At 76.7% G+C, this 23,581-nt stretch carries 19 protein-coding genes; 14 read left to right on the forward strand and 5 right to left on the reverse strand.

Annotated elements, in window-relative coordinates:
* Together HLB09_RS02855 and HLB09_RS02860 are read left to right on the forward strand one after the other, a co-directional pair.
* A partial coding sequence (locus tag HLB09_RS02855) for a FecCD family ABC transporter permease (RefSeq protein WP_212755900.1) occupies positions 1-1,026 on the forward strand: 1,026 nt, incomplete at its 5' end.
* A gap of 5 nt (positions 1,027-1,031) precedes the next feature.
* Complete coding sequence (locus HLB09_RS02860) at positions 1,032-1,853, forward strand: ABC transporter ATP-binding protein (protein ID WP_171201903.1); 822 nt, start codon at positions 1,032-1,034, stop codon at positions 1,851-1,853.
* Between the two features lie 66 nt (positions 1,854-1,919).
* Here HLB09_RS02860 and HLB09_RS02865 read toward each other — a convergent pair whose 3' ends face one another.
* The gene (locus HLB09_RS02865) at positions 1,920-3,548 is read right to left on the reverse strand and encodes a dolichyl-phosphate-mannose--protein mannosyltransferase (RefSeq protein ID WP_171201904.1); all 1,629 of its coding nucleotides are present in this window, start codon (positions 3,546-3,548) and stop codon (positions 1,920-1,922) included.
* A 223-nt stretch (positions 3,549-3,771) separates the two neighbouring features.
* On the opposite strand from HLB09_RS02865, the gene rsmI reads away from it, so the two are divergent.
* The 5 genes from rsmI to HLB09_RS02890 all read left to right on the forward strand — a co-directional run bounded on the left by rsmI (position 3,772) and on the right by HLB09_RS02890 (position 11,053).
* Positions 3,772-4,626, forward strand: a complete 855-nt coding sequence (gene rsmI, locus HLB09_RS02870) for a 16S rRNA (cytidine(1402)-2'-O)-methyltransferase (protein WP_344553493.1) — start codon at positions 3,772-3,774, stop codon at positions 4,624-4,626.
* 172 nt (positions 4,627-4,798) lie between these two features.
* Positions 4,799-5,989, forward strand: coding sequence for an aminotransferase class I/II-fold pyridoxal phosphate-dependent enzyme (locus HLB09_RS02875; RefSeq protein WP_171201905.1), 1,191 nt, complete (start codon positions 4,799-4,801; stop codon positions 5,987-5,989).
* 191 nt (positions 5,990-6,180) lie between these two features.
* Entirely contained in the window at positions 6,181-8,547 is a 2,367-nt protein-coding gene (locus HLB09_RS02880) for an immune inhibitor A domain-containing protein (RefSeq protein WP_171201906.1), read from the forward strand.
* Between the two features lie 221 nt (positions 8,548-8,768).
* The gene (locus HLB09_RS02885; RefSeq protein WP_171201907.1) at positions 8,769-9,854 is read left to right on the forward strand and encodes a DUF222 domain-containing protein; all 1,086 of its coding nucleotides are present in this window, start codon (positions 8,769-8,771) and stop codon (positions 9,852-9,854) included.
* Positions 9,851-11,053, forward strand: a complete 1,203-nt coding sequence (locus HLB09_RS02890; protein ID WP_171201908.1) for an HNH endonuclease signature motif containing protein — start codon at positions 9,851-9,853, stop codon at positions 11,051-11,053. The genes HLB09_RS02885 and HLB09_RS02890 overlap by 4 nt, the downstream gene beginning before the upstream one ends.
* Before the next feature lie 193 nt (positions 11,054-11,246).
* Here the strand turns inward: HLB09_RS02890 and HLB09_RS02895 are convergent, their stop codons facing one another.
* Positions 11,247-12,122, reverse strand: coding sequence for an alpha/beta fold hydrolase (locus HLB09_RS02895; protein ID WP_171201909.1), 876 nt, complete (start codon positions 12,120-12,122; stop codon positions 11,247-11,249).
* 496 nt (positions 12,123-12,618) lie between these two features.
* On the opposite strand from HLB09_RS02895, the gene HLB09_RS02900 reads away from it, so the two are divergent.
* The 7 genes from HLB09_RS02900 to HLB09_RS02930 all read left to right on the forward strand — a co-directional run bounded on the left by HLB09_RS02900 (position 12,619) and on the right by HLB09_RS02930 (position 21,334).
* Complete coding sequence (locus HLB09_RS02900) at positions 12,619-12,966, forward strand: hypothetical protein (RefSeq protein WP_171201910.1); 348 nt, start codon at positions 12,619-12,621, stop codon at positions 12,964-12,966.
* A 69-nt stretch (positions 12,967-13,035) separates the two neighbouring features.
* Positions 13,036-14,844 (forward strand): methionine--tRNA ligase, encoded by a 1,809-nt coding sequence (gene metG / locus HLB09_RS02905; RefSeq protein WP_171201911.1) that lies wholly within the window; start codon positions 13,036-13,038, stop codon positions 14,842-14,844.
* On the forward strand, positions 14,837-15,760 hold the full coding sequence (locus HLB09_RS02910) for a TatD family hydrolase (RefSeq protein ID WP_171201912.1): 924 nt from the start codon (positions 14,837-14,839) through the stop codon (positions 15,758-15,760). Before metG ends, HLB09_RS02910 begins: the two co-directional genes overlap by 8 nt.
* A gap of 273 nt (positions 15,761-16,033) precedes the next feature.
* Complete coding sequence (locus HLB09_RS19095; RefSeq protein ID WP_171201913.1) at positions 16,034-17,434, forward strand: resuscitation-promoting factor; 1,401 nt, start codon at positions 16,034-16,036, stop codon at positions 17,432-17,434.
* A 4-nt stretch (positions 17,435-17,438) separates the two neighbouring features.
* Positions 17,439-18,377 (forward strand): 16S rRNA (adenine(1518)-N(6)/adenine(1519)-N(6))-dimethyltransferase RsmA, encoded by a 939-nt coding sequence (rsmA, locus tag HLB09_RS02920; RefSeq protein ID WP_171201919.1) that lies wholly within the window; start codon positions 17,439-17,441, stop codon positions 18,375-18,377.
* Between the two features lie 84 nt (positions 18,378-18,461).
* Positions 18,462-19,430 carry a 4-(cytidine 5'-diphospho)-2-C-methyl-D-erythritol kinase gene (locus HLB09_RS02925; protein ID WP_171201914.1) on the forward strand — a complete coding sequence of 323 codons (969 nt, stop codon included), beginning with the start codon at positions 18,462-18,464 and terminating at the stop codon, positions 19,428-19,430.
* Positions 19,431-19,489: 59 nt separating this feature from the next.
* Positions 19,490-21,334 carry an ABC-F family ATP-binding cassette domain-containing protein gene (locus HLB09_RS02930; RefSeq protein ID WP_171201915.1) on the forward strand — a complete coding sequence of 615 codons (1,845 nt, stop codon included), beginning with the start codon at positions 19,490-19,492 and terminating at the stop codon, positions 21,332-21,334.
* Between the two features lie 55 nt (positions 21,335-21,389).
* Here HLB09_RS02930 and HLB09_RS02935 read toward each other — a convergent pair whose 3' ends face one another.
* From HLB09_RS02935 to HLB09_RS02945, 3 genes are all read right to left on the reverse strand, one after another.
* Complete coding sequence (locus HLB09_RS02935) at positions 21,390-21,908, reverse strand: antibiotic biosynthesis monooxygenase (protein ID WP_171201920.1); 519 nt, start codon at positions 21,906-21,908, stop codon at positions 21,390-21,392.
* A 181-nt stretch (positions 21,909-22,089) separates the two neighbouring features.
* A complete protein-coding gene (locus HLB09_RS02940) occupies positions 22,090-22,659 on the reverse strand; it encodes a MarR family transcriptional regulator (protein ID WP_171201916.1) in 570 nt (189 codons plus the stop codon).
* 133 nt (positions 22,660-22,792) lie between these two features.
* Positions 22,793-23,581 (reverse strand): MaoC/PaaZ C-terminal domain-containing protein (locus HLB09_RS02945; RefSeq protein ID WP_171201917.1); only part of this gene is annotated, 789 nt, incomplete at its 5' end.

Consider the following 23,581-nt stretch of genomic DNA (forward strand, 5'->3'; position numbering starts at 1 on the left):
GTGCGCCGGGCCCGCGGCCTGGCGCGGCGGCGCGAGCTCGCCGTGGTGGGCGTGCTGGCCGCCGTCCTGCTCGGGCTCCTGCTCGTGGCGCTGTCGGTGGGCGACTTCCCGCTCTCCCCGGCGCAGGTCCTCGGGGCGCTCGTCGGCCGGGGCGACGGCGGTGCCGAGCTCGTCGTCCTGCAGCTGCGGCTGCCGCGGGCGCTGGCCGCCGTCCTGGCGGGCGCCTGCTTCGGCCTGTCCGGCTCGGTGCTGCAGGCGCTGCTGCGCAACCCGCTCGCGAGCCCCGACGTCATCGGCATCTCCGCCGGGGCCAGCGCCGCGGCGGTCGTCGCGGTCCTCGGCCTGGGCGCCCCCGGCGCCGGCCTACCCGGCCTCGGGGTGTCGGGCGCCGCCGCCCTGGGCGCGCTCGGCACGGCGCTCGCCATCTCGGCCCTCGCCACGCGCGGGCGGCTCAGCGGCTACCGCTTCGTCCTCGTCGGCATCGGCGCCGCGGCCGCTCTCAACGCCGTCGTCAGCCTCGCCCTCACGCGCGCCGACGCCACCGAGGCCGCGCAGGCGCTCGTCTGGATCACCGGGAGCCTCAACGGCACCGACTGGGGCGTCGTCGTGCCCCTCGCGGTGGGCGCCGCCGTCCTCGTCCCGGTGGCCCTCGCGTGCGGGCGGCTGCTCGCCGGGCTCGGCGTCGGTGACGACGCCGCCGCCGGCCTCGGCCTCCGCGTCGGCCGCGCGCGGCTGCTCCTCGTGGTGGTCGCGGCGGTCCTCGCCGCCGTCGCCACCGCCGCCGCCGGGCCCGTCGCCTTCGTGGCGCTCGTGGCCGGCCCGGTCGCCCGGGGCCTCCTCCCGGGCCGCACGGCCCTCGGCGCCTCCGCGCTCGTCGGGGCCGTCGTCCTCACCGGCGCCGACCTCGTGGCCCAGCACGCGCCGTTCCTGCCCCAGCTGCCCGTCGGCGTCGTCACGGGCGTCGTCGGGGCGCCGTACCTGCTCTGGCTCCTCGTCCGCGCGGGCCGCGCGGGGACGGCGGGCTGAGCGACGTGACCGCCCAGCGCTCCCTCGTCGTCCGCGACCTCACCCTCGTCTACGACGAGCGCCCCGTCGTCCGGCACCTCGACCTCACCGTCCCGCCGGGGCGCGTGACGGTCGTCGTCGGCGCCAACGCCTGCGGCAAGTCGACCCTCCTGCGGGGCGTCGCCCGCCTGCTGGCCCCGGCGTCGGGGGCGGTGCTCCTCGACGGCCGGGCCGTCCACGAGATGCCCACCAAGGAGGTCGCCGAGGTCCTCGGCATCCTCCCGCAGAGCCCTGCGGCGCCCGGCGGCATCACGGTGGCCGACCTCGTGGGGCGGGGCCGCTACCCGCACCAGGGGTGGCTGCGCCGCTGGACCGCCGCCGACGAGGAGGCGGTCGCCCGCGCCCTGGCGTGGACGGGCACCGAGGACCTGGCCGACCGCCCCGTCGACGAGCTGTCCGGGGGCCAGCGGCAGCGGGTGTGGATCGCCATGGCGCTCGCCCAGGAGACCGACGTCCTCCTGCTCGACGAGCCGACGACCTACCTCGACCTCGCCCACCAGGTCGAGGTGCTCGACCTCCTCACCGACCTCAACCACCGCGGCGTCACGGTCGTCCTCGTGCTGCACGACCTCAACCTCGCCTGCCGCTACGCCGACCACGTCGTCGCGATGCGCGACGGCGCCGTCGTCGCCGAGGGGACGCCCTCGGAGGTCGTCACGGTCGAGACGGTGCGCGAGGTCTACGGGCTCGACTGCGAGGTCGTCCCCGACCCCGTGTGCGGCACGCCGATGGTGGTGCCGCTCGGGCGCCACCACGGCCGCCGGCCGGGGCCGACGGACCACGGCTGACGGACCGGGGCTGACGGGTCGGGGCTGACGGTCCGGGGCTGGGCCGACCGCGGCGGCAGCGGGCCGTCAGATCCAGCTGGGGAACCACATCCGCCAGCGCCAGTGCTCGGTGGGGATGACCTGCGCGGCCCACACGGGCCAGAAGAAGGCGGCGGCCAGCACGGCGGCGACGACGACGGCGCCCGCCACCGCCGCGCCCCACCGGCGCCGTCGCGGCGCCGCGTCGGGGCGCCCGAGCACCATGCCGAGCACCATCACCAGCGCCAGGACGACGTAGGGGGAGAAGGCGACGGAGTAGAAGGTGTAGACGGTGCGCTCGGGGTAGAGGAACCACGGCAGGTAGAGGCCGGCCAGGGGGGCGAGGACGGCGCCGGCGCGCCAGTCCCGCCGCAGGGCCCACACGCCGACGAGGACCACGACCGCCAGGGCCCCGCCCCACCAGACGACCGGGTTCCCGAGCGCCGTGATGGCGCGCGAGCACGCGCTCACCGCGCAGCCGTCGACGCCGAGGGTGGGCGCCTCGTAGAAGAAGGACGTCGGGCGGCCCTGGACGAGCCAGGACTCCGGGCTCGCCTGGTAGGGGTGCGGGCTCGAGAGGCCGACGTGGAAGCCGTACATCTCCTGGTGGTAGCGCCACAGCGACGCGAGGGCGTCCGGCAGCCACGGCAGGTGGTCCGGCCGCTCGGCGGCGTACTGGCGCAGGTGGGCCCCGGTGCTGGCGAACCACCCGGCCCACGAGGCGAGGTAGACCCCGAGCGCGACGACGAGCATCCCCGCGGCGGCGGGCACGCCGTCCTTGAGCACCCCGGCGGCGAACCAGTGGCGCACCCCGGCGGCGCGGCGGGCGCCCGCGTCCCACAGCACCGTCATGAGGCCGAGGGCGACGAAGGCGTAGAGCCCGGACCACTTCGTGCCGACGGCGAGCCCGAGGCAGACGGCGGCCACGAGGCGCCACGGGCGCGCCAGCAGCCACGGGCCGAGGCCGGCCAGGCGCGCGCCGGTGGGACCGCGGGTGGTGACGGCGCGCGCCAGGCGGGCCCGGCTCGCGTCCCGGTCGAGCAGGAGGGCGCCGAAGGCGGCCAGCACCCACAGGGTGAGGACGCCGTCGAGGAGCCCGGTGCGCGAGTGCACGAGGTGCTGGCCGTCGACGGCGAGCAGCAGGCCCGCGACGGTGCCGAGCAGGGTGGAGGAGAGCAGGCGCCGCGCGATGCGGGCGACGAGGAGCACCGAGACGACGCCGGCGAGCGCGGCGCCGAGCCGCCAGCCCGTGGAGCTGTCCTGGCCCAGCAGCAGCTGGCCGAGCGCGAGGACCCACTTGCCGACGGGCGGGTGGACGGGGAAGTCCGCGGTGTCGAGCGGCGAGGGCGTGCCCGCGGCGAAGGCCTCGTCGGCGCCCTCGGGCCAGCGCAGCTCGTAGCCCGCCACGAGCAGCGAGTAGGCCTGCTTGACGTAGTACGTCTCGTCGAAGACGAGCTGGTGGGGCCGGCCGAGGTCCCACAGCCGCAGGACCGCGGCCAGCGCGGTGACGGCGAGGGGGCCCACCCAGCCCCAGAGCCGGTCGGTGGGCGGGCGGCCGACGAGCCGCTCGCGCAGGGACGGTGCGTCGTCCGGCGCTGACGCCGGCGGCGGGGCCTCGGCGCCGGAGGGGCGCGCCGGGGAGGTCCCGGTGGGCGGCGCGTCCGGCGTCGTCGTCACGAGGGGGATGCTAGGCGGGGCGTGCGACGGCGTCCCGGACGTCCGCCGGGCGCCGCCCCGCGGCGGGGCTGCGAGACTCGGCCGGGTGAGCCAGCGCGAGCACCCCGAGCCGGAGGACGAAGGCGGACCGGTCGACGACGTGCTGGACGGCGACGGGCTGGCCGGCGAGGCGTCGGACGACGCGGACGAGAGTGGCACGGGGGAGGACGACGCGGCGCCGGGTCTGGAGCCCGTCGCACCCCGCGCGGGCGGGCGGCTGCTGCTGGCGGCCACCCCCATCGGCGACGCGCGCGACGCCCCGCCGCGCCTGGCGCACGCGCTCGCCACCGCCGACCTCGTGGCCGCGGAGGACACCCGGCGCCTGCGCCGCCTGCTGCGGGCCCTCGACGTCGAGCCGCGCGGTCGCGTCGTGTCCTGCCACGAGCACAACGAGGCCGCGCGCGCCGAGGAGGTCGTCGCCGTCGTCCGCGCCGGCGGCACCGCCGTGCTCGTGAGCGACGCGGGCATGCCGTCGGTCTCCGACCCCGGGTTCCGGATGGTGCAGGCGATGGTCGCCGCGGACCTGCCGGTCAGCGCCGTGCCGGGGCCGTCCGCCGTCCTCGCCGCGCTGGCCGTCTCGGGCCTGCCGACGGACCGCTTCACCTTCGAGGGGTTCCTCCCACGCCGCGACGGCGACCGGCGCCGCGTCCTCGGCGAGCTCGCGGACGAGCGCCGCACGATGGTCTTCTTCGAGTCCCCGCACCGGCTCGCGGCGTCCCTCGCCGTCATGGCCGAGGTGCTCGGCGGCGACCGCCGGGCGGCCGTCTGCCGGGAGCTGACGAAGACGTACGAGGAGGTCGTGCGCGACGACCTCGACGGGCTGCTCGCCTGGTCGGACCGGACGCTCCTCGGGGAGATCACCCTCGTCGTCGCGGGCGCCCGTCCGTCCCGGCCCGGTCCGGAGGAGCTGCTGGCGCTCGTGCTCGCGCGCACGGAGGCGGGGGAGCGGCTCAAGGACGCCGCCCGCGCCGTCGCGGCCGAGCACGGCGCGACGAGCCGCGACCTCTACGACGCGGCGGTGGCGGCCCGCAAGGGCTGAGGGCCGCGCACAGCGACCTGCAGATCGACCGGCGACAGCGAGTCGTCGCAGGTCAGAGGTCCGACGCCCGGCGTCGAGCCGTGATGTGCAGGTCGCTGTGCGCGCCACCACGACCGTGTCCGGGGGGCGAGCCCTCCCGCGCCGGCGCGGGAGGCAGGTCTACCCTCCCGACATGGAGTTCCGCCGCATTCCGGGCCTGCCGCCGTACGTCTTCACGATCATCGACTCGCTGAAGATCGAGGCCCGCCGAGCCGGACGCGACGTGGTGGACCTCGGGTTCGGCAACCCGGACATCCCCTCCCCGGAGCTCACCGTGGAGAAGCTGTCGGAGGCGGCGCACAACACCCGCAACCACCGCTACTCCTCCTCGCGCGGCCTGCCGAAGCTGCGCCAGGCGGTGGCCGACCTGTACCAGCGCCGCTTCTCCGTGACCCTGGACCCGGAGACCGAGGTCATCAGCACCATCGGCGCCAAGGAGGGCTTCAGCCACCTCATGTGGGTGCTGCTGCAGGCGGGCGACGCGGCCCTCGTGCCCTCGCCCAGCTACCCCATCCACATCTGGGGCCCCTACTTCGCCGGCGCCGACGCCCGGCAGGTCTCCCTCAACGGGCCGGACGGGCCGAGCGGCGCCGCGTACGTCGACAACGTCATGGAGGCGTGGGAGCTGGGCTGGCCCAAGCCGCGCGTGGTCGTCCTGTCCTTCCCGCACAACCCGACGACGGCGACCATCGAGCTGCCCGACCTGCAGCGGCTCGTCGACTGGGCGCGGGAGCGCGACGTCGTCCTCGTGCACGACTTCGCCTACTCCGACACCGCCTTCGACGGCTGGATGCCGCCGTCGATCCTGCAGTGCGAGGGCGCCACCGAGTGCGCCGTCGAGCTGTACTCGATGACGAAGTCCTTCTCCATGGCCGGCTGGCGCGTGGCCTTCCTCGTGGGCAACAAGGAGGTCGTCGGCGCCCTGGCGAAGCTCAAGAGCTACCTCGACTACGGCACCTTCCAGCCCATCCAGATCGCCGCCACGGTCACGCTCAACGAGGCGAGCGACTACCCGCTCGAGGTGAACGCGGTGTACCAGTCGCGGCGCGACGCCCTCGTCGAGGGCGTCAACCGGGCGGGATGGCCCCTGCCGGCGCCGAAGGGGACGATGTTCGCCTGGGCGAAGATCCCGGAGCCGTACGCGGAGATGAAGTCCATCGAGTTCGCCAAGCACATCATCACCGAGTGCGACGTCGCGGTGTCGCCCGGTGTCGGCTTCGGGCCCGAGGGCGACGACTACGTGCGCTTCGCCCTCATCGAGAACGAGCAGCGCATCGCCCAGGCCGTGCGCCAGCTGCGCAAGGGCCTCGTCAAGCTGGGCTGAGGCGCCTCGCCGTCCCGCCGCGCCTCCGACGTCCCCCCGGGTGGGGAGACCGCGCTGCGACGAGCGGTGCCCTCGGACGGTCCCGGGTCGAGTCAAGTAGTTCGCCCGGACACCTACCCGAACGGCGCAACTGCGCCTACTGTCCCTCGCGGCGCGGAGGACCTCCGCGCAGGTACTCACCGAGGAGACAGATGCGCAAGCTGACGTGCGGGCTGGTCAGCGTGGCCCTGGGAGGCGGCCTGGTCTACGCGGCCACCGCCCCCGCCGCCGCGGCCCCACCCTCCGGGACGGCCACGACCGAGGCGCCGCAGGCGGCGCCCTTCGTCGACGACCTCCCCAACCCCCTCGAGGACAAGCGCCGCGCCCTGCGCGAGGCGGCCCTCACCGGCGTGCTCGACGGCGAGCTGCAGCCGGAGGTCATCGACGGCAGCACCGTCGTCAAGGTCGGCGCTGAGGCGGCGCCGGAGGGCGCCGCGCCGGCGAAGGCCGAGGGCGGCCCCAACGCCACGCAGGACCAGTACGTCGAGCTCTCGCGGGAGAGCACCGACAAGATCTTCGTCATCCTGGCGGAGTTCGGCGACCAGCGTCACCCGGACTTCCCCGACGTGGACTCGGACCCGGACACCCCCGGGCCGACCCGCTTCGACGGGCCCCGCCACAACCAGATCCCCGAGCCCGACCGCTCCGTCGACAACACGACGGTCTGGCAGCCTGACTACGACCAGCAGCACTACCAGGACCTGTACTTCGGCGACGGCGACGCGACGCTCAAGAGCTACTACGAGGCCCAGTCCTCCGGTCGCTACAGCGTCGACGGCGAGGTCTCCGACTGGGTCCAGGTGCCCTACAACGAGGCGCGCTACGGCCGCACGGACGCCGGCGCCTGGTACCTCGTCCGCGACGCCGTCGACCAGTGGGTGGCCGAGCGCGAGGCCGCGGGCATGAGCGACGAGGACATCGCCGCCGAGCTGGCCGAGTTCGACCAGCAGGACCGCTACGACTACGACGGCGACGGCGACTTCAACGAGCCCGACGGCTACATCGACCACTTCCAGATCGTCCACGCGGGCGGCGACGAGTCCGACGGCGACCCGACGTACGGCGAGGACGCCATCTGGGCGCACCGCTGGTACGCCTTCGGCACCGACCAGGGCGCGACGGGCCCGGAGACCAACAAGCTCGGCGGCACCCAGATCGGCGACACCGGCATCTGGGTGGGCGACTACACCGTCCAGCCGGAGAACGGCGGCTACTCCGTCTTCGCCCACGAGTTCGCGCACGACCTCGGGCTCCCGGACGACTACGACACGACCGGCAAGGCGAGCAACAACGTCGAGTACTGGTCGCTCATGGCGCAGAGCCGCCTCGGCGCGGAGGGCGAGCCCCTCGGCTCCCGCGCCGGCGACCTCGGCGCCTGGGAGAAGCTCCAGCTCGGCTGGCTCGACTACGAGGTCGTCCCCGCGGGCCGGAAGCGCACCATCGACCTCGGCCCGCAGGAGTACAACACCGCGAAGGCCCAGGCCATCGTCTCGGTGCTCCCGGACAAGCAGGTGACGACGGAGTTCGGCGCCCCCTTCGCGGGCGAGAAGCAGTGGTGGTCCGGCCGCGCCGACAACCTCAGCAGCACGATGACGGCGACGGCGGACCTGCGGAGGGCCACCACCGCGCAGGCGACGCTGAAGGCCCGCTGGGGCATCGAGGCCGACTACGACTACCTGTACTTCCAGGCGTCGACCGACGGCGGGAAGAACTGGACGTCCCTGCAGGGCACGGTCGACGGCACCGCCTTCGACACGGACAGCTCGGGCGCCCCGTCGCTCTCGGGCATGCACCCCGAGTGGGGCGACGTCGTCGTGCCGCTCGACGCCTACGCGGGCCAGCGGGTGCAGCTGCGCATGCTCTACCGCACGGACGGCGGGTACACCGAGGCCGGCTTCTTCGCCGACGACATCGCCATCACGGCGAACGGCCGCACCGTGTTCAGCAACGGCGCCGAGAGCGTCCCGTCGGTGCTGGCGCTGGACGGCTTCACGGCGGTGGGGGCGAGCCAGACGAAGGGCTACGACAACTACTACATCGCTGGTCACCGCAGCTACGTGAGCTACGACCAGTACCTGCGGACGGGGCCGTACAACTTCGGCTTCGGGAGCGCGCTGCCGGACTTCGTCGAGCACTTCCCGTACCAGGAGGGGCTCCTCGTCACCTACTGGGACACGTCCATGGCGGACAACAACGTGAGCGACCACTTCGGCGAGGGGCGCAACCTCATCGTCGACGCGCACCCGCGGCCGATCTACAACCTCCAGGGCCAGCCCTGGCGGACGCGGATCCAGTCCTACGACGCGCCCTTCGGGACGCAGCCGGTGGACTCGTTCACGCTCCACGTCGACGGCCAGCCCAGCTACATCCGCGGGCAGAAGCCGGCGCGGGTCTTCGACGACACGAAGAAGTTCTTCTTCGAGGAGTTCCCGGCCCAGGGCGTGAAGCTCCCCGCGGTCGGCGTGAAGATGCGCGTCGTCTCCGAGGACGGCACGTCCATGCGGGTCCGCGTGAGCTGACCCCTCCGCCCGGGCGACGGCCCGGGCTCAGTACGGACCGAGGGCCGCCTCCGGGGCTCAGGGGCGGGTCCGGTCGTGAGGTCGGGGTGCGCCGGTCGTCGGGGGAGCGCCGGTCGTCGGGCGTGTCCGGCGGCTGCGCACAGGTCGGCGGAGTAGGGCGTCGTCCACAGACCGCGGCGCCGTTCGAGGCGCTAGTGGACCCCACCCGTAGCGTCGTGCACGTGTTCGAGACGGGCGTGAGCGGGGCCGGGGGGGACGACGTCGTCCTGCCGTCCGCCTCGCCGCACGCCGGTCGGGGTGCGGGCTCCCCTGACGTGACCGGGGCTGCCGCGGGTGCCTCCGACAGCGCGGTCGCTCCCGCCGCAGACCACGGCCCGGCCGACGAGCTCGTGCGCGAGACCGGTCGGGTCCGTTCCGCGGTGCGCGCGGGGGCGCTGGGTCGGGTCCAGGCGGTCGTCGCGCTGGAGGTGGCGCGGTCGAGGGCGTGGGCGGGGCTGCTGCGGCAGGTCGCCGCGCTGGTGGACGAGCTGGGCGCGTCGGGTGGGCCGGCGGCGCCGCTGGCTGACGCTGGTGACGGCGCCGGGCGGCCAGGTGCGGTCGGTGTGGTGACGCTGGCGGAGACCTCCAGTCCGGGGGCGGGGTCGGGGCGGGATGCGGGTGTGGCGTTCGAGGCCGCGGCGGCGGAGCTGGCGGTCGCGCTGGTGGTGCCGCTGCGGCGGGCGCAGGAGGTGGTCGCCGAGGCCCTGGCGGTGACGACGCGGCTGCCGGTGACGTTGGCCGCGTTGGAGGCGGGGCGGATCGACCCGCAGCGCTCCCGGCTGGTCGCCGACGAGATCGTCGCCCTCTCGGCTCCTCACGCGGCGGCGGTGGATGCGGCCCTGGCCGGCGACCTGGGCCCGTTGACGGTCCCGGCGCTGCGGGCGCGGGTGCGGCACCTGGTCGCCACGACCGACCCTGAGGCGGTGCGCCGGCGGGTGCGGCGGGCGACGTGCGCCCGCGGGGTGCGCCTGTTCCCGGTCGAGGACGGGATGGCGCAGCTGGTCGCGACGGGTCCGGTGCTGGACCTGGCCTGCGTCTTCGAGCGGCTGACGACCCAGGCCCGGGCCCGGGCCGGGGAGCACGGGCGGGTCGACCCGCACGCCGCCACCGCCGCGGGCCGGGACCCCCTCGCCCTGAGCGACCGTGGGACGGGGTTGCGGACCGGCGGGGCATCGACGCCCGCCGCTTCGACGCCCTCGTCGACCTCGCCACCACCACCGACCTGCCCACCGGCGCTCACGCCGGTGCTGCCGCCCGCGCGGACGTGAACGCCAGTGCGGGGACGGCTCCGGCCGCGACGACGGGTGTAGCGCGGGCGCGCAGCCCGCACGGCCCGCAGGTCATCGTGGCCCTGTCCAGCCTCCTCGGCCTGGACGACGACCCCGCCCAGCACCCCACCCTCGGACCCGTCCCGGCCATGGCTGTCGCCGAGCTGCTCGCCGCCGGGCACCGCTTCCGCCGCGCCCTGACCGCACCGCTCACCGGCCACCTCGTCGGCCTCGACGGCCACCTCCTCACCCTCGACCCCACCACCACCGCCGCCACCACGACGGCGGGGTGTTCGACGACAGCGCCGCCCGACCCACCGCGGGGGCGCCCGCGGACCGCACCCGCCCGACGCGGCCCCAGAGCGGCGATCACCGTGCGCGTCGACACCCCCGACGACCTCACGCCGTCGCCAACGACATCCCCGGCACCTGACATGACTGCCGCAGCCGCAGCGCCGCCGCTGTCTCCGCCGGGGCCGGTGACGGGCCCCTCACCGACCTCACCGCACGCCTCGCTGCGCCGCGCCGCCCGACGCCCCGGCTGCTCCTACGCCGCCCTCACCGGCGGGCCCGGCCCGTACGCGCCGACCGAGGGCTGCGCCCGTTGGGTGCGCACCCGCTCACCCCGCTGCCAGGCCCCCGGCTGCCGGATGCCCGCGACCCGCTGCGACCTCGACCACCGCGTCTCCCACGCCACCGGCGGGCCGACGTGCCCGTGCAACCTCGACGTCCTCTGCCGCCGTCACCACCTCGCCAAGCACCACCACGGATGGACCGCCGTGCCCATGACCGACGACGCCCGCGACCCCGGCCTGACCTGGACCACCCCGCTCGGACAGGTCGTCCAGGTGCCCGCCCACCCGCTGCTGCCGCGCCCCGCACCGCCTGCCGCCGATGGTGTCCGCGCGAAGACGGACGCCCTCGACGCGGCCGCCGCCGCCCTCGAGGAGCGGCTCCTGGGCCCCGCGCGCTACCCCCACCGCGACTCCGCCGCCCACGACCTGGACCGGGTGCACGCCGAGCGCGCACGGCAGCAGCAGGAGCTGCGCCGGCGTCACGGTGGTGACGGAGGACGGTCTCCCAGCGGTCGCGGGAGCGCGGCGGCAGCCACCTCGAGCCCGAGCACGGCCGCGAGCGAGGTGGACGAGGCGCCGGCCCACCAGCACGACTCGTGGGGGGACGGTGAGCCGCCGTACTGACCGCTGCGCCTCGTCGATGACGACGACCCGCGCACGACCTCGCCGAGGTCGACGGGTGGTGCGAGGAGGATGGGACGGACGTCGCCGGCGCGGACGGGCGTCGGCGCAGGAGGCCGGACGCGTGCGTCCCAGGCGCACTCGACACGACGACACGACGACACGACGACGCGACGTCGCGTCGACCCAGCGAGCTCTAGGACGGGGCGCCGCCGGCCTCCACCGAGGCGAGGAAGCGTTCGAGGGTGGCGGTGAAGACCTCGGGCTGCTCGGAGTGGACCCAGTGCCCGGCCCCCTTGACGCGCACCAGCCGGGTCGAGGGGAAGAGCTCCTGCATGCGGGAGCGGTCCCGGTCGAGGACGTAGTGGGAGGTCGCCCCGGCGACCCACAGCACCGGCCCGTCGAAGACCGCGCCCTCCGGCGGCGCGGGGAAGCCGCGCAGCACCTCGAGGCCCTCCCGCAGCACGGGCAGGTTGAGCGCCCACCGCCAGGAGGGCCCTCCGTCGCCGTCGCCCCGCTCGCGCAGCAGGCTCTGGAGGAGGAACCCGCGCACCGCGTCGCTGGGGACGACGTCGCGCAGGGCGTCGTGCGCCTCCTCGCGGCTGCCGAGGCGGTCGAGGTCGACGGCTCGCATCGCGTCGATGTAGTCGGCGAAGGGGGAGGCCTCCTCCTCGGGGTCGTCGGTGCGCCCGCCCGCGAGCGGGTACTCCACCGGCGCGATGTCCACGACGACGAGCGCCCGCACCAGCTCGGGGCGCCGGAGGGCCAGCTGCATGGCGACCTTGCCGCCCATCGAGTGGCCGACGAGGACGACGGGCTCGCCCAGCTCCTCGAGCTCGACGGCCACGCGCTCGGCCATGGCGAGGTAGTCGACGCGCTCGGACCGCGGGGAGCGCCCGTGGTCGGGCAGGTCGAGGACCGTCACCCGCCGCGGTCCACCCGCCAGCGACCGCGCCACCGTCGCCCAGTTGCGACCCTGCCCGAAGAGCCCGTGCACGAAGACGACACGAGGACCCTCCTCGCCGACGGTGCTGGCGGCGAGCCGGTCGGGGGGTGCGGGGGGCGGCGCCATGACGCCGATCCCACCAGACCGGCACCGCAGCCGCAGGCTGCCGGGCTGCCGGGGTGCCGGGGCGCCGGGCGGCGGTCACGACCGGAGGCAGGGCGCCCGCGGACGCGCCGGGAACCGGAGGGGCGCCCCCGTGCGTCCCAGCCCCGTGACGCTCCCCGCCGGCCGCCCGGTCCCCTCCGCGCCCTCCGCTCGCTCTCGCGACGCCGGGAGCCGTGGCGCGACGACCCGGCCCGCGACGACCCGACCTGCGACGACCCGACCCGCGACGACCCGACCCGCGGCCGTCCGGCGAGCGGCCCTCCCGGCGGTGGTCGCCGTCGCCGCCCTGCTCGCCCTCGTCGGCTGCGGCGCCGACGACGCAGGGGCGGGGTCCCCGGCAGCCGGCTCGGCGACGGGTCCTGCGCCGACCTCCGGCGCTTCCGACGAGGGGACCGCCACGTCGACCGGCGCTCCCACGACCGGCGCTCCCACGACGGGCGGCCCGACGATGGGCGGCATGACGACCAGCCCCGCGCCCGGCGACGAGCCCGGCGCCACCTCGCCGTCCTCGTCCCCGGGCCCGAGCGGCGGCGGCCTCCCGCTGCTGCCGCGCCCGACGGCGCCGCCCACGGCGCCGACCGACGTCCCGCGGCCGACCGTCCTCGTCGGCGAGGTCGTCGAGCCCTCGGCGGCGGGCTGCGTCGAGATGACGAGCGGCGGCCAGGTCTTCTCCCTGCAGCTGCCCGCGGACGTCGAGGTCTCGGTGGGCGACCGCGTCCGCGTCACGGGCACGCCTCGCCCCGTCGAGCGCGGGACCGCCTGCGCCGGCACGCAGGTCGTCGTCACGGACGTCGCACCCGCCTGAGCCCGGGGTCGCCCGACCGCCCCGTCGGCGGCGGCGGGGGGCGGCCGCCGCCGTCACTACGCTGGCGGCATGACGCACGTCCTCGCCGCGGTGGCCTGGCCCTACGCCAACGGCCCCCGCCACCTCGGTCATGTCGCCGGCTTCGGCGTCCCCTCCGACGTGTTCGCGCGGCAGCAGCGCATGGCGGGCCACGACGTCCTCATGGTCTCGGGCACCGACGAGCACGGGACGCCGATCCTCGTGCAGGCCGAGCGCGAGGGCGTGACGCCGCAGGCGCTGGCGGACAGGTACAACCGCGTCATCGCCGAGGACCTGCAGGCCCTCGGCCTGTCGTACGACCTCTTCACGCGCACGACGACGCGCAACCACTACGCCGTCGTGCAGGAGATGTTCCGCACGGTCCACCGCAACGGCTACCTCGTCGAGAGGACGACGATGGGCGCCGTCTCGCCGTCGACGGGCCGCACGCTGCCGGACCGCTACATCGAGGGCACCTGCCCGATCTGCGGCTTCGACGGCGCCCGCGGCGACCAGTGCGACAACTGCGGCAACCAGCTCGACCCGGTCGACCTCAAGAACCCGGTGAGCCGCATCAACGGCGAGACCCCGCAGTTCGTGGAGAGCCAGCACTTCTTCCTCGACCTGCCCGCGCTCGCCGAGGCCGTGGGCGCCTGGCTCGAGACGAAGACGGGCTCGCCGTCGTGGCGGCCCAACGTGCTCGGCTTCAGCCGGAACCTGCTGGAGGAGATCCGCCCCCGCGCGATCACCCGCGACATCGACTGGGGCATCCCGGTGCCGCTGCCGGGCTGGGAGGAGAACCCGACCAAGCGGCTGTACGTGTGGTTCGACGCCGTCGTCGGCTACCTGTCCGCCAGCGTCGAGTGGGCCCGCCGCGCCGGCGACCCGGAGGCCTGGCGGCCCTACTGGTCCGAGGGCGCGCGCGGCGCCTACTTCATGGGCAAGGACAACATCGTCTTCCACTCGCTCATCTGGCCGGCCGAGCTGGCCGGCTACGACGGGCGCGGCTCGCGCGGCGGGCGGCCCGGCGCCTTCGGCGACCTGGCCCTGCCCTCGGAGGTCGTCGCCAGCGAGTTCCTCACGATGGAGGGGCGCCAGTTCTCCTCCAGCCGGGGCGTCGTCATCTCCGTCCGCGACGTGCTCTCCCGCTACCAGCCCGACGCGCTGCGCTACTTCCTGTCGGCCGCCGGCCCCGAGGCGCACGACACCGACTTCACCTGGCGCGAGTTCACCCGCCGCACGAACGACGAGCTCGTCGCCGGCTGGGGCAACCTCGTCAACCGGACCGCGAGCCTCATCGCCAAGAACGTCGGGAGCATCCCCGAGGCGGGCGACCTCACCGACCGCGACCGCGAGCTCATGGCCACGACGTCGGGCGCGTTCGGCGTCGTCGGCGACCTCGTGGCCACCCACCGCCAGCGCCAGGGGCTGTCCGAGGCGATGCGCGCGGTCGGCGAGGTCAACCGCTACCTGTCCGAGACGGCGCCGTGGGCCCTGCGCACGAGCGACCCCGACCGCATGCGCACGGTGCTCCACGTGGCCGCGCAGGGCGTCTCGGACTGCCGGGGCCTGCTCGCGCCGTACCTGCCGCACAGCGCGCAGGCCGTGCACGAGGTCATGGGCGGCACCGGCACGGTCTCGCCGATGCCCGAGCTGAGGGAGGTCGAGGACCTCGACGGCGGCAGCCCCTACCCGGTGCTGCAGACGCCGCGCGGCGGGGACGGCGCCCCCGGTTGGGGCTCGGTCCCGGTCGTGCCGGGCACGCCGGTGGGCAAGCCGACCCCCGTGTTCACCAAGCTGGACGAGGACGTCGTCGAGACCGAGCTGGAGCGGCTCCGCGAGGAGCAGGCCGGTGGCTGAGGAGCCCGCCCGCCCGCGTGCGCGCTCGTCGACGGGCGCCGACGGCCGGCGGCGCGACCGGTCCTGGCCGCCTGCCCCCGAGCCCCTGCCCGTCCCCGTCGTCGACGACCACACCCACCTTGACATCGTCGACGGGCCCGGTGCCGACGAGCGGTCGGACGACGGCGACCGGCGCACGGTCGCGGACCTGCTCGCCCTCGCCGCGGCGGCCGGCGTCCCGCGCGCGGTGCAGATCGGCTGCGACCTCCCCGCGGCCCGGTGGACGGTCGAGGCCGTGCAGCGCCACCCCGAGCTCGTCGGCGGCGTCGCCCTCCACCCCAACGAGGCGCCCGTCCTCGCCGCGCGCGGCGAGCTGGACGACGCCCTCGAGGAGATCGGCCGCCTCGCCCGGGCCGACCGGATCCGGGTGGTGGGGGAGACGGGCATGGACGCCTTCCGCACCGACGCGGGCGACGCGGCCGCCGTCGCCGCGCAGGAGGAGTCGTTCCGCGCGCACGTCCGCCTGGCGAAGGAGCTGGGGCTTCCCGTGCAGGTCCACGACCGGGACGCGCACGCCGACGTCCTGCGGGTCCTGGCCGAGGAGCGCGCCGAGCGCGTCGTCCTCCACTGCTTCTCCGGCGACGTCGACATGGCACGCGAGTGCGTGGCGCGCGGCTACTGGCTGTCCTTCGCCGGCACGGTGACCTTCTCCAACGCCGGCGGCCTGCGCAGCGCGCTGTCCGTCGTCCCGCTGGAGCGCGTGCTCCTCGAGACCGACGCGCCCTTCCTCACGCCGTCCCCGCACCGCGGGCGCCCCAACGCCAGCTACCTCGTGCCGCACACGGCGCGCGTCGTCGCCGGCGTCCTCGACGTGCCGCTCGAGGAGCTGTGCACGGCCGTCGCCGCCACCGCCGAGGAGCTCTACGGGCCCTGGTGATGCGCGCCGTGGCGTCCTGGTCGGGGGGCGGCCGTGCGGTCGGCCGGAGGCGGGCGGGTGGCCGGCGGTGGGCCGGGAGGGGGCCAGGGGTGTGACACCAGGTCTCGGATCGGTTACGGTCGGCGTGTCAGCCGGGGCTGGGGAAGGCTCCGGGCGACGCCCTCTGCACCGACGCGGCCCCCGGTGGACCTCCACCGCGCGGGGCCCGCTCGGCTGCGCGCGGCCCGCCCTCCCCGCACGAGCGCCCGGGAACGCGCGACGTCAGGACGCCTGTTGAGCTCTTCGCCCGCCACGCCCCCCTCGTCCTCCGGGACCCCGTCCGAGCCCGGCACCGACCGCCTCGACGCCCTGCTGGACGAGTCGGCGACGCTGGCCGCGCCCGCGCCGGCCCGCCGCTCGCGCGGACGTCGCGCCGCCACCGCCGCCGTCCAGGGCGCCGCCCTCGTGGCGCTGCTCGGCGGTGCGGCGGTCTACGCGGCCGGGTCGACGACGGTGGAGCTCGACGTCGACGGCGCGAGCCAGGAGGTCCGCCTCTTCGGCGACGACGTCGCCGACGTCCTCGCCGAGGGCGGGGTCGAGGTCGGCCCGCGCGACCTCGTGGCCCCCGCGGTCGACGGCGACGTCGAGGACGGCGGCACGGTCGTCGTCCGCCACGCCCGCCAGCTCGAGCTCACGGTCGACGGCGAGACCAGCACGCACTGGACGACGGCGCTCACGCTCGACGAGGCCCTCGACGACCTGGGCGTGCGCTCCCAGGGCGCCGCGCTGTCGGCGTCGCGCTCCATGCCCCTGGGGCGCGGCGGGGGCAGCGTCGAGCTCGTCACGCCGAAGGACGTCACCGTCGTCGCGGACGGGAAGGCCCAGCCCCTCACGAGCACCGCCACCTCCGTGGGCGCGCTGCTGTCCGAGGCCGGGGTCGCCGTCGGCGACGCCGACCGCGTCTCCGTGGACGAGGCCTCGCCGCTCACGCCCGGGCTCGTCGTCACCGTCGTGCGCGTCCTCACCGAGGAGGTCGTCGAGGAGCAGCCCGTCGAGGCGCCCGTCGAGCGACGGGAGACCGACGACCTCTTCGAGGGCCAGACGCGCGTCGCGGACGAGGGCGCCGACGGCGTCCGCACCCTGCGCTTCGCGCAGACCACCGCCGACGGCCAGGTCGTCGCCCGCGACCAGGTGGCGGACGACGTCACCACCGCGCCGCGCCCGCGCGTCGTCCTCGTCGGCACGGCCGAGCGCCCGGCGCCCGAGCCCGAGCCGGCCCCTGCCGCCGAGCCCGCGCGCTCGTCCGGCGGGTCGTCCTCGGGCGGCTCCTCGTCCGGCGGCTCCTCCTCGGGCGGGTCGTCCAGCGCTCCGGCGCCCGCCCCGGCCGAGGCGCCGGCCCCCGCCCCGGAGCCCGAGCCCGCCCCGGAGCCGCCGACGCCCTCGGCGCCCGTTGCCTCCGGCAGCGCCTGGGACGCCCTCGCGCAGTGCGAGTCGGGCGGCGACTGGGGCATCAACACGGGCAACGGCTACTACGGCGGGCTGCAGTTCAACCTGCAGACGTGGCGGGCCTACGGCGGCTCGGGCTACCCGCACGAGAACAGCCGCGAGCAGCAGATCGCCATCGCCGAGAAGGTGCGCGCCGACCGCGGCGGCTACGGCGCCTGGCCCGCGTGCTCGCGCAAGCTGGGGCTCTGACGCCCTGAGCGAGACCGACCGCGTCGGAGGGGCCGAGGAGCGAGCGCTCCTCGGCCCCTCCGACGTGCGCGCGCTGGCGACCCGCCTCGGCGTGCGGCCCACGAAGACCCTCGGGCAGAACTTCGTCACGGACGCGGGGACGGTGCAGCGCATCGTGCGCCGCGCCGGGGTGGGGGCCGACGACGTCGTGCTCGAGGTCGGCCCCGGGCTGGGGTCGCTGACGCTCGCGCTCCTCGAGCGGTGCGCCGGCGTCGTCGCCGTCGAGGTCGACCCCGTGCTCGCCGACGAGCTGCCCCGCACGGTCGCCGCCCGCCGGGGGGCCGACGACGCCGTCCCGCCGCGGCTCGCCGTGGTCGGCGCCGACGCCCTGCGGGTCGCGGCGGCCGACGTCCTCGGCGCGGGTGCCGGCTCGCCGACGGCGCTCGTGGCCAACCTGCCCTACAACGTCGCGGTGCCGGTGCTGCTGACGCTCCTCGAGCGGCTGCCCGGGCTGCGCAGCGCGCTCGTCATGGTGCAGTCCGAGGTCGCCGACCGGCTCGCCGCCGAGCCCGGCAGCCGCGCCTACGGCGTCCCCTCGGTCAAGGCCGCCTGGTACGGCGACGTCGCCCGGGCGGGGGCGGTGGGCCGCACCGTCTTCTGGCCGGCGCCCAACGTCGACTCCGGGCTCGTGCACCTCGTGCGCCGCGACCCCCCGGCCAGCCGGGCGGGCCGTGAGGCCGTCTTCGCCGTCGTCGACGCCGCCTTCGCGCAGCGCCGCAAGACGCTGCGGGCCGCACTGGCGCGCTGGGCCGGAGGCGCCGCCCGGGCCGAGGAGGCGCTCCGCGCCGCCGGCGTGGACCCCGCCCTGCGCGGCGAGCGCCTCGACGTCGCCGGCTTCGTCGCCGTGGCCGACGCCGCCCTCGACGTCCTCGGGCCCGACGGCGTCGAGGCGCCCGCCCGCTGACGCCGAGACGTCGCTGCTGCGGTCACCACGGGTGACTGCCGGGTACCGGGGGTGCCCGCCGACGGCGTCGCCTATGGTCCCGGCATGGGCAGCGGCGAGGTGCGCGTCCTCCCCGTGCCCGGGGCGTCGGTCGTGGCCCGCGCCCACGCCAAGGTGAACCTCGCGCTGCGCGTCGGCGGGCTGCGGCCCGACCGCTCCCACGAGCTCGTCACGGTCTTCGAGGCGGTGTCCCTGCCCGAGGACGTGCGGGCCTCGCCGTCCCGGGGCCTGGAGTGCGCCGTCACGGGGGAGGGCGCCGAGCACGTCCCCGTCGACGAGCGCAACCTCGCCGTCCGGGCCGCGCTGCTCCTCGCCGAGCGGGCCGGGGTCCCGCCGCGCGTGCGCCTCGACATCACCAAGACGGTGCCCGTCGCCGGGGGCATGGCGGGCGGCAGCGCCGACGCCGCGGCCGCGCTCGTCGCGTGCGACGCCCTGTGGGGCACCGGGCTCGGGCGCGAGGACCTCCTCGCGCTCGGCGGGGAGCTCGGCGCCGACGTCCCCTTCGCGCTGCTCGGGGGCACGGCGGTGGGCACGGGCCGCGGTGAGCAGGTCGTCCCGGCCCTCGCCCGCGGAGAGCGCTCGTGGGTGCTGGCGCTGTCCGCGTCGGGCCTCTCGACGCCCGCCGTCTACGGCGAGCTCGACCGCCGGCGCGGCGAGGCCGGCCGGGCGGCCGCGGGCGCCGCGCTCGACGTCGATGAGACCGCGGTGCACGAGCTCCTCCAGGCGCTGCGCGCCGGGGACGCCGCGGCCGTCGGGGCCGCCCTCGTCAACGACCTCCAGGAGCCGGCGCTCGCCCTCGCGCCCCACCTCGCCACGACGCTGCAGGTGGGCCTCGAGGCGGGGGCCGTGGCGGCGCTCGTCTCCGGCTCGGGGCCGACGACGGCCTTCCTCGTCGACGGCCGCGAGCAGGGCCTCGCCGTGGCGGTGGCGCTCGCCGCCTCCGGGGCCGCCGCCGACGTCCGCCGCGTCACGGGGCCCGTGCACGGCGCCCGCGTCGTCGACGTCGGGCGCTGACCGACGACGCCGCGTGGCCGCGGCGCGGAGCACCCCGGCCGGTGCGGCACGCTGGTGGGGTGGCGCACCTGCTGAACGCGGAGTCGGTCTCCGTCGTCCTCGGCGCCCGCGACGTGCTCGCGGGCGTCTCCCTCGGCCTCGACGACGGGGACCGCATCGGCGTCGTCGGCCGCAACGGCGACGGCAAGTCGACGCTCCTGCGCGTCCTCACCGGCGAGCACGAGCCCGACGGCGGCCGCGTCACGCAGACCCGCGGCCTGCGCGTGGGCGTGCTGCCGCAGGCGGACGACCCGCACGCCACCGGCACGGTGCGCGAGCTCGTCGTCGGGGACGCCGCCGACCACGAGTGGGCGGGCGACGCCCGGGTGCGCGACGTCGTCAGCGGCCTGCTCGACGACGTCCAGACCTCCGTGCCCGGCGGCCTCGACGCGCCGCTGTCCGCCCTGTCCGGCGGCCAGCGCCGCCGCGCTGCGCTCGCCGCCGTCCTCGTCGGCGACCACGACCTCGTCGTCCTCGACGAGCCCACCAACCACCTCGACGTCGAGGGCGTCGCCTGGCTCGCCGAGCACCTGCGCACCCGCTGGCCCGCCGGACGCGGCGCGCTGCTCGTCGTCACGCACGACCGGTGGTTCCTCGACGCCTGCTGCACGCAGACGTGGGAGGTCACCGGCGGCGGCGTCGAGAAGTACGACGGCGGGTACGCCGCCTACGTCCTCGCCCGCGCCGAGCGCGCCCGCGTCGCCCAGGTCACGGCCGACCGCCGCGCCAACCTGCTGCGCAAGGAGCTGGCCTGGCTGCGCCGCGGCGCGCCCGCGCGCACGAGCAAGCCCAAGTTCCGCCTCGACGCCGCGGCCGAGCTCGTCGCCGCCGAGCCGCCGCCGCGGGAGACCGTGGAGATCACGGCGACGGCGAGCGCGCGCCTCGGCAAGGACGTGCTCGACCTCGAGGACGTCGTCTACCGCGTCCCCGGGGAGGCCGGCGGTGCACCGCGCACGCTGCTCGACGGCGTCACCTGGCGGCTGGCGCCGGGGGAGCGGGTCGGCGTCGTCGGCGTCAACGGCGCCGGCAAGACCACGGTGCTGCGCCTGCTCACCGGCGAGCTCGAGCCGGACGGCGGCCGCGTGCGGCGGGGGAAGACCGTGCAGGTCGCGGTGCTGTCGCAGTCCTTGCGCGAGCTCGAGGAGGTCGCGGACCTGCGCGCGCTCGAGGCCGTGGAGCGCGAGCGGCGCGAGCTCGTCGTCGACGGCAAGCCCGTGACCGCCAGCTCGCTCGTCGAGCGGCTCGGCTTCACCCGTGACCGCGCGTGGACGCCGGTCGGCGAGCTCTCCGGCGGCGAGCGCCGGCGCCTGCAGCTGCTGCGCCTGCTCGTGCACGAGCCCAACGTCCTGCTCCTCGACGAGCCGACGAACGACCTCGACACCGACGTGCTCGCCTCAGTGGAAGACGTCCTCGACGGGTTCCGCGGCACCCTCGTCGTCGTCTCCCACGACCGGTACCTGCTCGAGCGCACCACCGACCACCAGGTCGCGCTGCTCGGCGACGGCCAGGTGCGCGACCTGCCCGGCGGCGTCGAGGAGTACCTGGCGCTGCGCTCGGCCGCGAAGGCCGACGGCGCCACCGCCGGGGCGGCGCTCCCCGGGGCCCCCGCCACCACCCCCGCGGCCGCGCCCCCGGCGAGCGGCGCCTCGGCCGCGGAGGTCCGCACCGCGCGCAAGGAGGCGCAGCGGCTCGAGCGGCGCCTGGAGAAGCTGCAGGCCTCCGAGGCCGACCTGATGGGCCGCATGGCCGCCGCCGCGACCGACCACGCGGCCGTGACCTCCCTCGACGCCGAGCTCCGCGCCGTCCAGGCCGAGCGCGAGCAGGTCGAGGAGGCCTGGCTCGAGGCCGCCGAGGTCGCCGGCTGAGGACGCGCGGTCAGCGCCGCCGGCGTTCGACCGCGCCTCCGCCGCCGGCGTCCGATCAGCGGCTCCGCCGCCAGGGGGCCCTCTCGCCGTCCAGGAACCACTGCAGCTTCCGCGTCGCCCACGGCAGCGCCAGGTAGGTCATCACCGGCGTCATGAGCGTCGTCACGAGCGCCACCCGGACGACGAGCGGCACGAGCGGGGCGAGGACGACGCCGAGCGTCGCGTTGACGAGCAGCGACAGCGGCAGGAACACCGAGAAGATGACGAGCATCTGCCGCCACCGCGCAGGTGCGCCCTTCGGCGCGGGCCCGACGACGCTGCCGTGCGCCGCGTCGAACCAGCCCTCGATGCCCGTCCGGCGCTCGGTCTGCGCCTCGCGCACGGTGCCCGGCGCCCCCGAGAGCCACCACCGCCGCTGCGCCGAGCCCTCCCAGCCCGCGAGGGAGTCCTCGTCGGCGAAGCGGTAGAGCATGTGCCACTCCCGCGAGCCGGCACCGCCGCGCACCCACCCCGCACCGAGGAAGCCGGGGAAGGACTCGGCCATCCGCGCGCCCGCGCTCGCCCACGTCATCATCTCCAGGCGCTGGCCCGGGTCGGCGACGCGCGTCGTCGCGACGGTGACGGGGTCCGGCGCGACGACGGGCCGGTCGCCGTCCTGCGCGGCGGGGGAGGACGAGCGGGGGCCGGAGCGAGCGGTCACCCCGCCAGTGTCCACGATGTGGGCACGAGGGGGTGCCGTGGCCCCGGGCGCGGGCTCAGACCTCCGGCGGCAGCCCGCCGCGGCCGCCCGAGGTGGCGTCGAAGCCGCTCGCGAGGGACCGCAGGACGTCGGCGAGCCGGTCCTGCTCGCCCGCGTCCAGACCGGCGAGCAGGCGCCGCTCGCGGGCCAGCAGGTCGGCCATCGCGGCGTCGACGCGCGACGCCCCGGCCGGCGTGAGGCGGACGAGGACGCCGCGCCGGTCGGCCGGGTCCGGGTGGCGCTCGACGAGGCCCAGCGCGACGAGGCGGTCGACCCGGTTCGTCATCGTCCCGCTCGTGACGAGCGTCGACGTCACGAGCTGGCCCGGCGTCAGCTGGTGCGGCGCCCCGGAGCGCCTCAGCGCCGACAGGACGTCGAAGGACCAGACCTCGAGGCCGTGCTCGGCGAAGGCGGCGCGGCGCGCCAGGTCGAGGTGCCGGGCGAGCCGGCTCACGCGGGAGAGCACCTGCAGCGGCGAGACGTCGAGGTCCGGGCGCTCGCGGCGCCACGCGTCGACGATGCGGTCGACCTCGTCCCGGTCGACCGCCGCTCCCGGGGGCGCGCCCCCCGACGTCCCCGGCGCCACCCGGCGATGCTACGCCGGGTCTCTCGACGTCGAGATTCTCGACGCGCACGACCGGCGACCACGCCCTGTCGCCGAGATGGAGGCTGTCCTCACGTCCGGGGCCACGCGGTGACCACAGCCTCCCTCTCGGCGCTCAGAGGGGCGCGACGTCCGCGAGCAGGTGCGGCTCGCCGTCGCGCTCGCGGCGGACGGCGAGGGAGAGGACGCCGTCGCCGTCCTCCTGCGCCCGCCAGCCGTGGACGGCGCGGCCCGGCAGGGCCAGAGGGCGCAGGAAGCGGGCGGTGACGTCGTGCGCCGTCGGGAGGCGGCCCTCGAGGTCGAGGAGGGCGTGCGCCAGCGTCCACATGCCGTGGGCGACGGGACGGCGGAAGCCCAGCAGCCGCGCCGTCGGGCGCGAGAGGTGGATGGGGTTGGGGTCGCCCGAGACGGCGGCGTAGGCGCGGCCGGTGCCGGCGGGCACGACCCAGCGGACGGCGCCGGCGGGCGGGGCGGGGCGCTCGCCGGCGGGCGAGCGCGGCGCCCCCGCCGAGGACGGCGCGGCGCCGCCGGGCACCGGCTCGCGGTGCAGGTACGTGCTCGTGCCGCGCCAGACCACCTCGCCGGCGGCGGTCGCCGTCGCGACGACGTCGAGCTGGCGGCCCCGGCGGTGCGGGCGCAGGTCGCGGGCGCCGACGGCGAGGTCGAGCGGTTCGCGGACGTCGACGGGCCGCAGCACCTCGAGGCGCTGCGCGACGTGGACGAGTCCCAGCGGCGGCAGCGGGGAGCGAGGGTCCAGGAGGAGCCGCATCGACGCCCCGGACGCCAGGACGTGCGTGAAGGCGCCCGGGAGCGACCCGGGCACCGGCGCGCCGGTGCGCCCGGCGCAGACCCGCACCCACGCGTCGAGGTGCGCGGGGTCGGCGACGACGCCGCGGGCCTCGAC

The organism is Pseudokineococcus marinus (assembly GCF_013004605.1).
Lineage (GTDB): Bacteria > Actinomycetota > Actinomycetes > Actinomycetales > Quadrisphaeraceae > Pseudokineococcus > Pseudokineococcus marinus.

Coding starts and splice junctions, on each gene's coding strand:
- HLB09_RS02935 (WP_171201920.1), bottom strand. CDS start 21,908: ATGATGACGTGGGCGAGCGCGGGCGCGCGGATGGCCGAGTCCTTCCCC.
- metG (WP_171201911.1), top strand. CDS start 13,036: ATGACGCACGTCCTCGCCGCGGTGGCCTGGCCCTACGCCAACGGCCCC.
- HLB09_RS02875 (WP_171201905.1), top strand. CDS start 4,799: ATGGAGTTCCGCCGCATTCCGGGCCTGCCGCCGTACGTCTTCACGATC.
- HLB09_RS02900 (WP_171201910.1), top strand. CDS start 12,619: ATGACGACCAGCCCCGCGCCCGGCGACGAGCCCGGCGCCACCTCGCCG.
- HLB09_RS02880 (WP_171201906.1), top strand. CDS start 6,181: ATGCGCAAGCTGACGTGCGGGCTGGTCAGCGTGGCCCTGGGAGGCGGC.
- HLB09_RS02925 (WP_171201914.1), top strand. CDS start 18,462: ATGGGCAGCGGCGAGGTGCGCGTCCTCCCCGTGCCCGGGGCGTCGGTC.
- HLB09_RS02895 (WP_171201909.1), bottom strand. CDS start 12,122: ATGGCGCCGCCCCCCGCACCCCCCGACCGGCTCGCCGCCAGCACCGTC.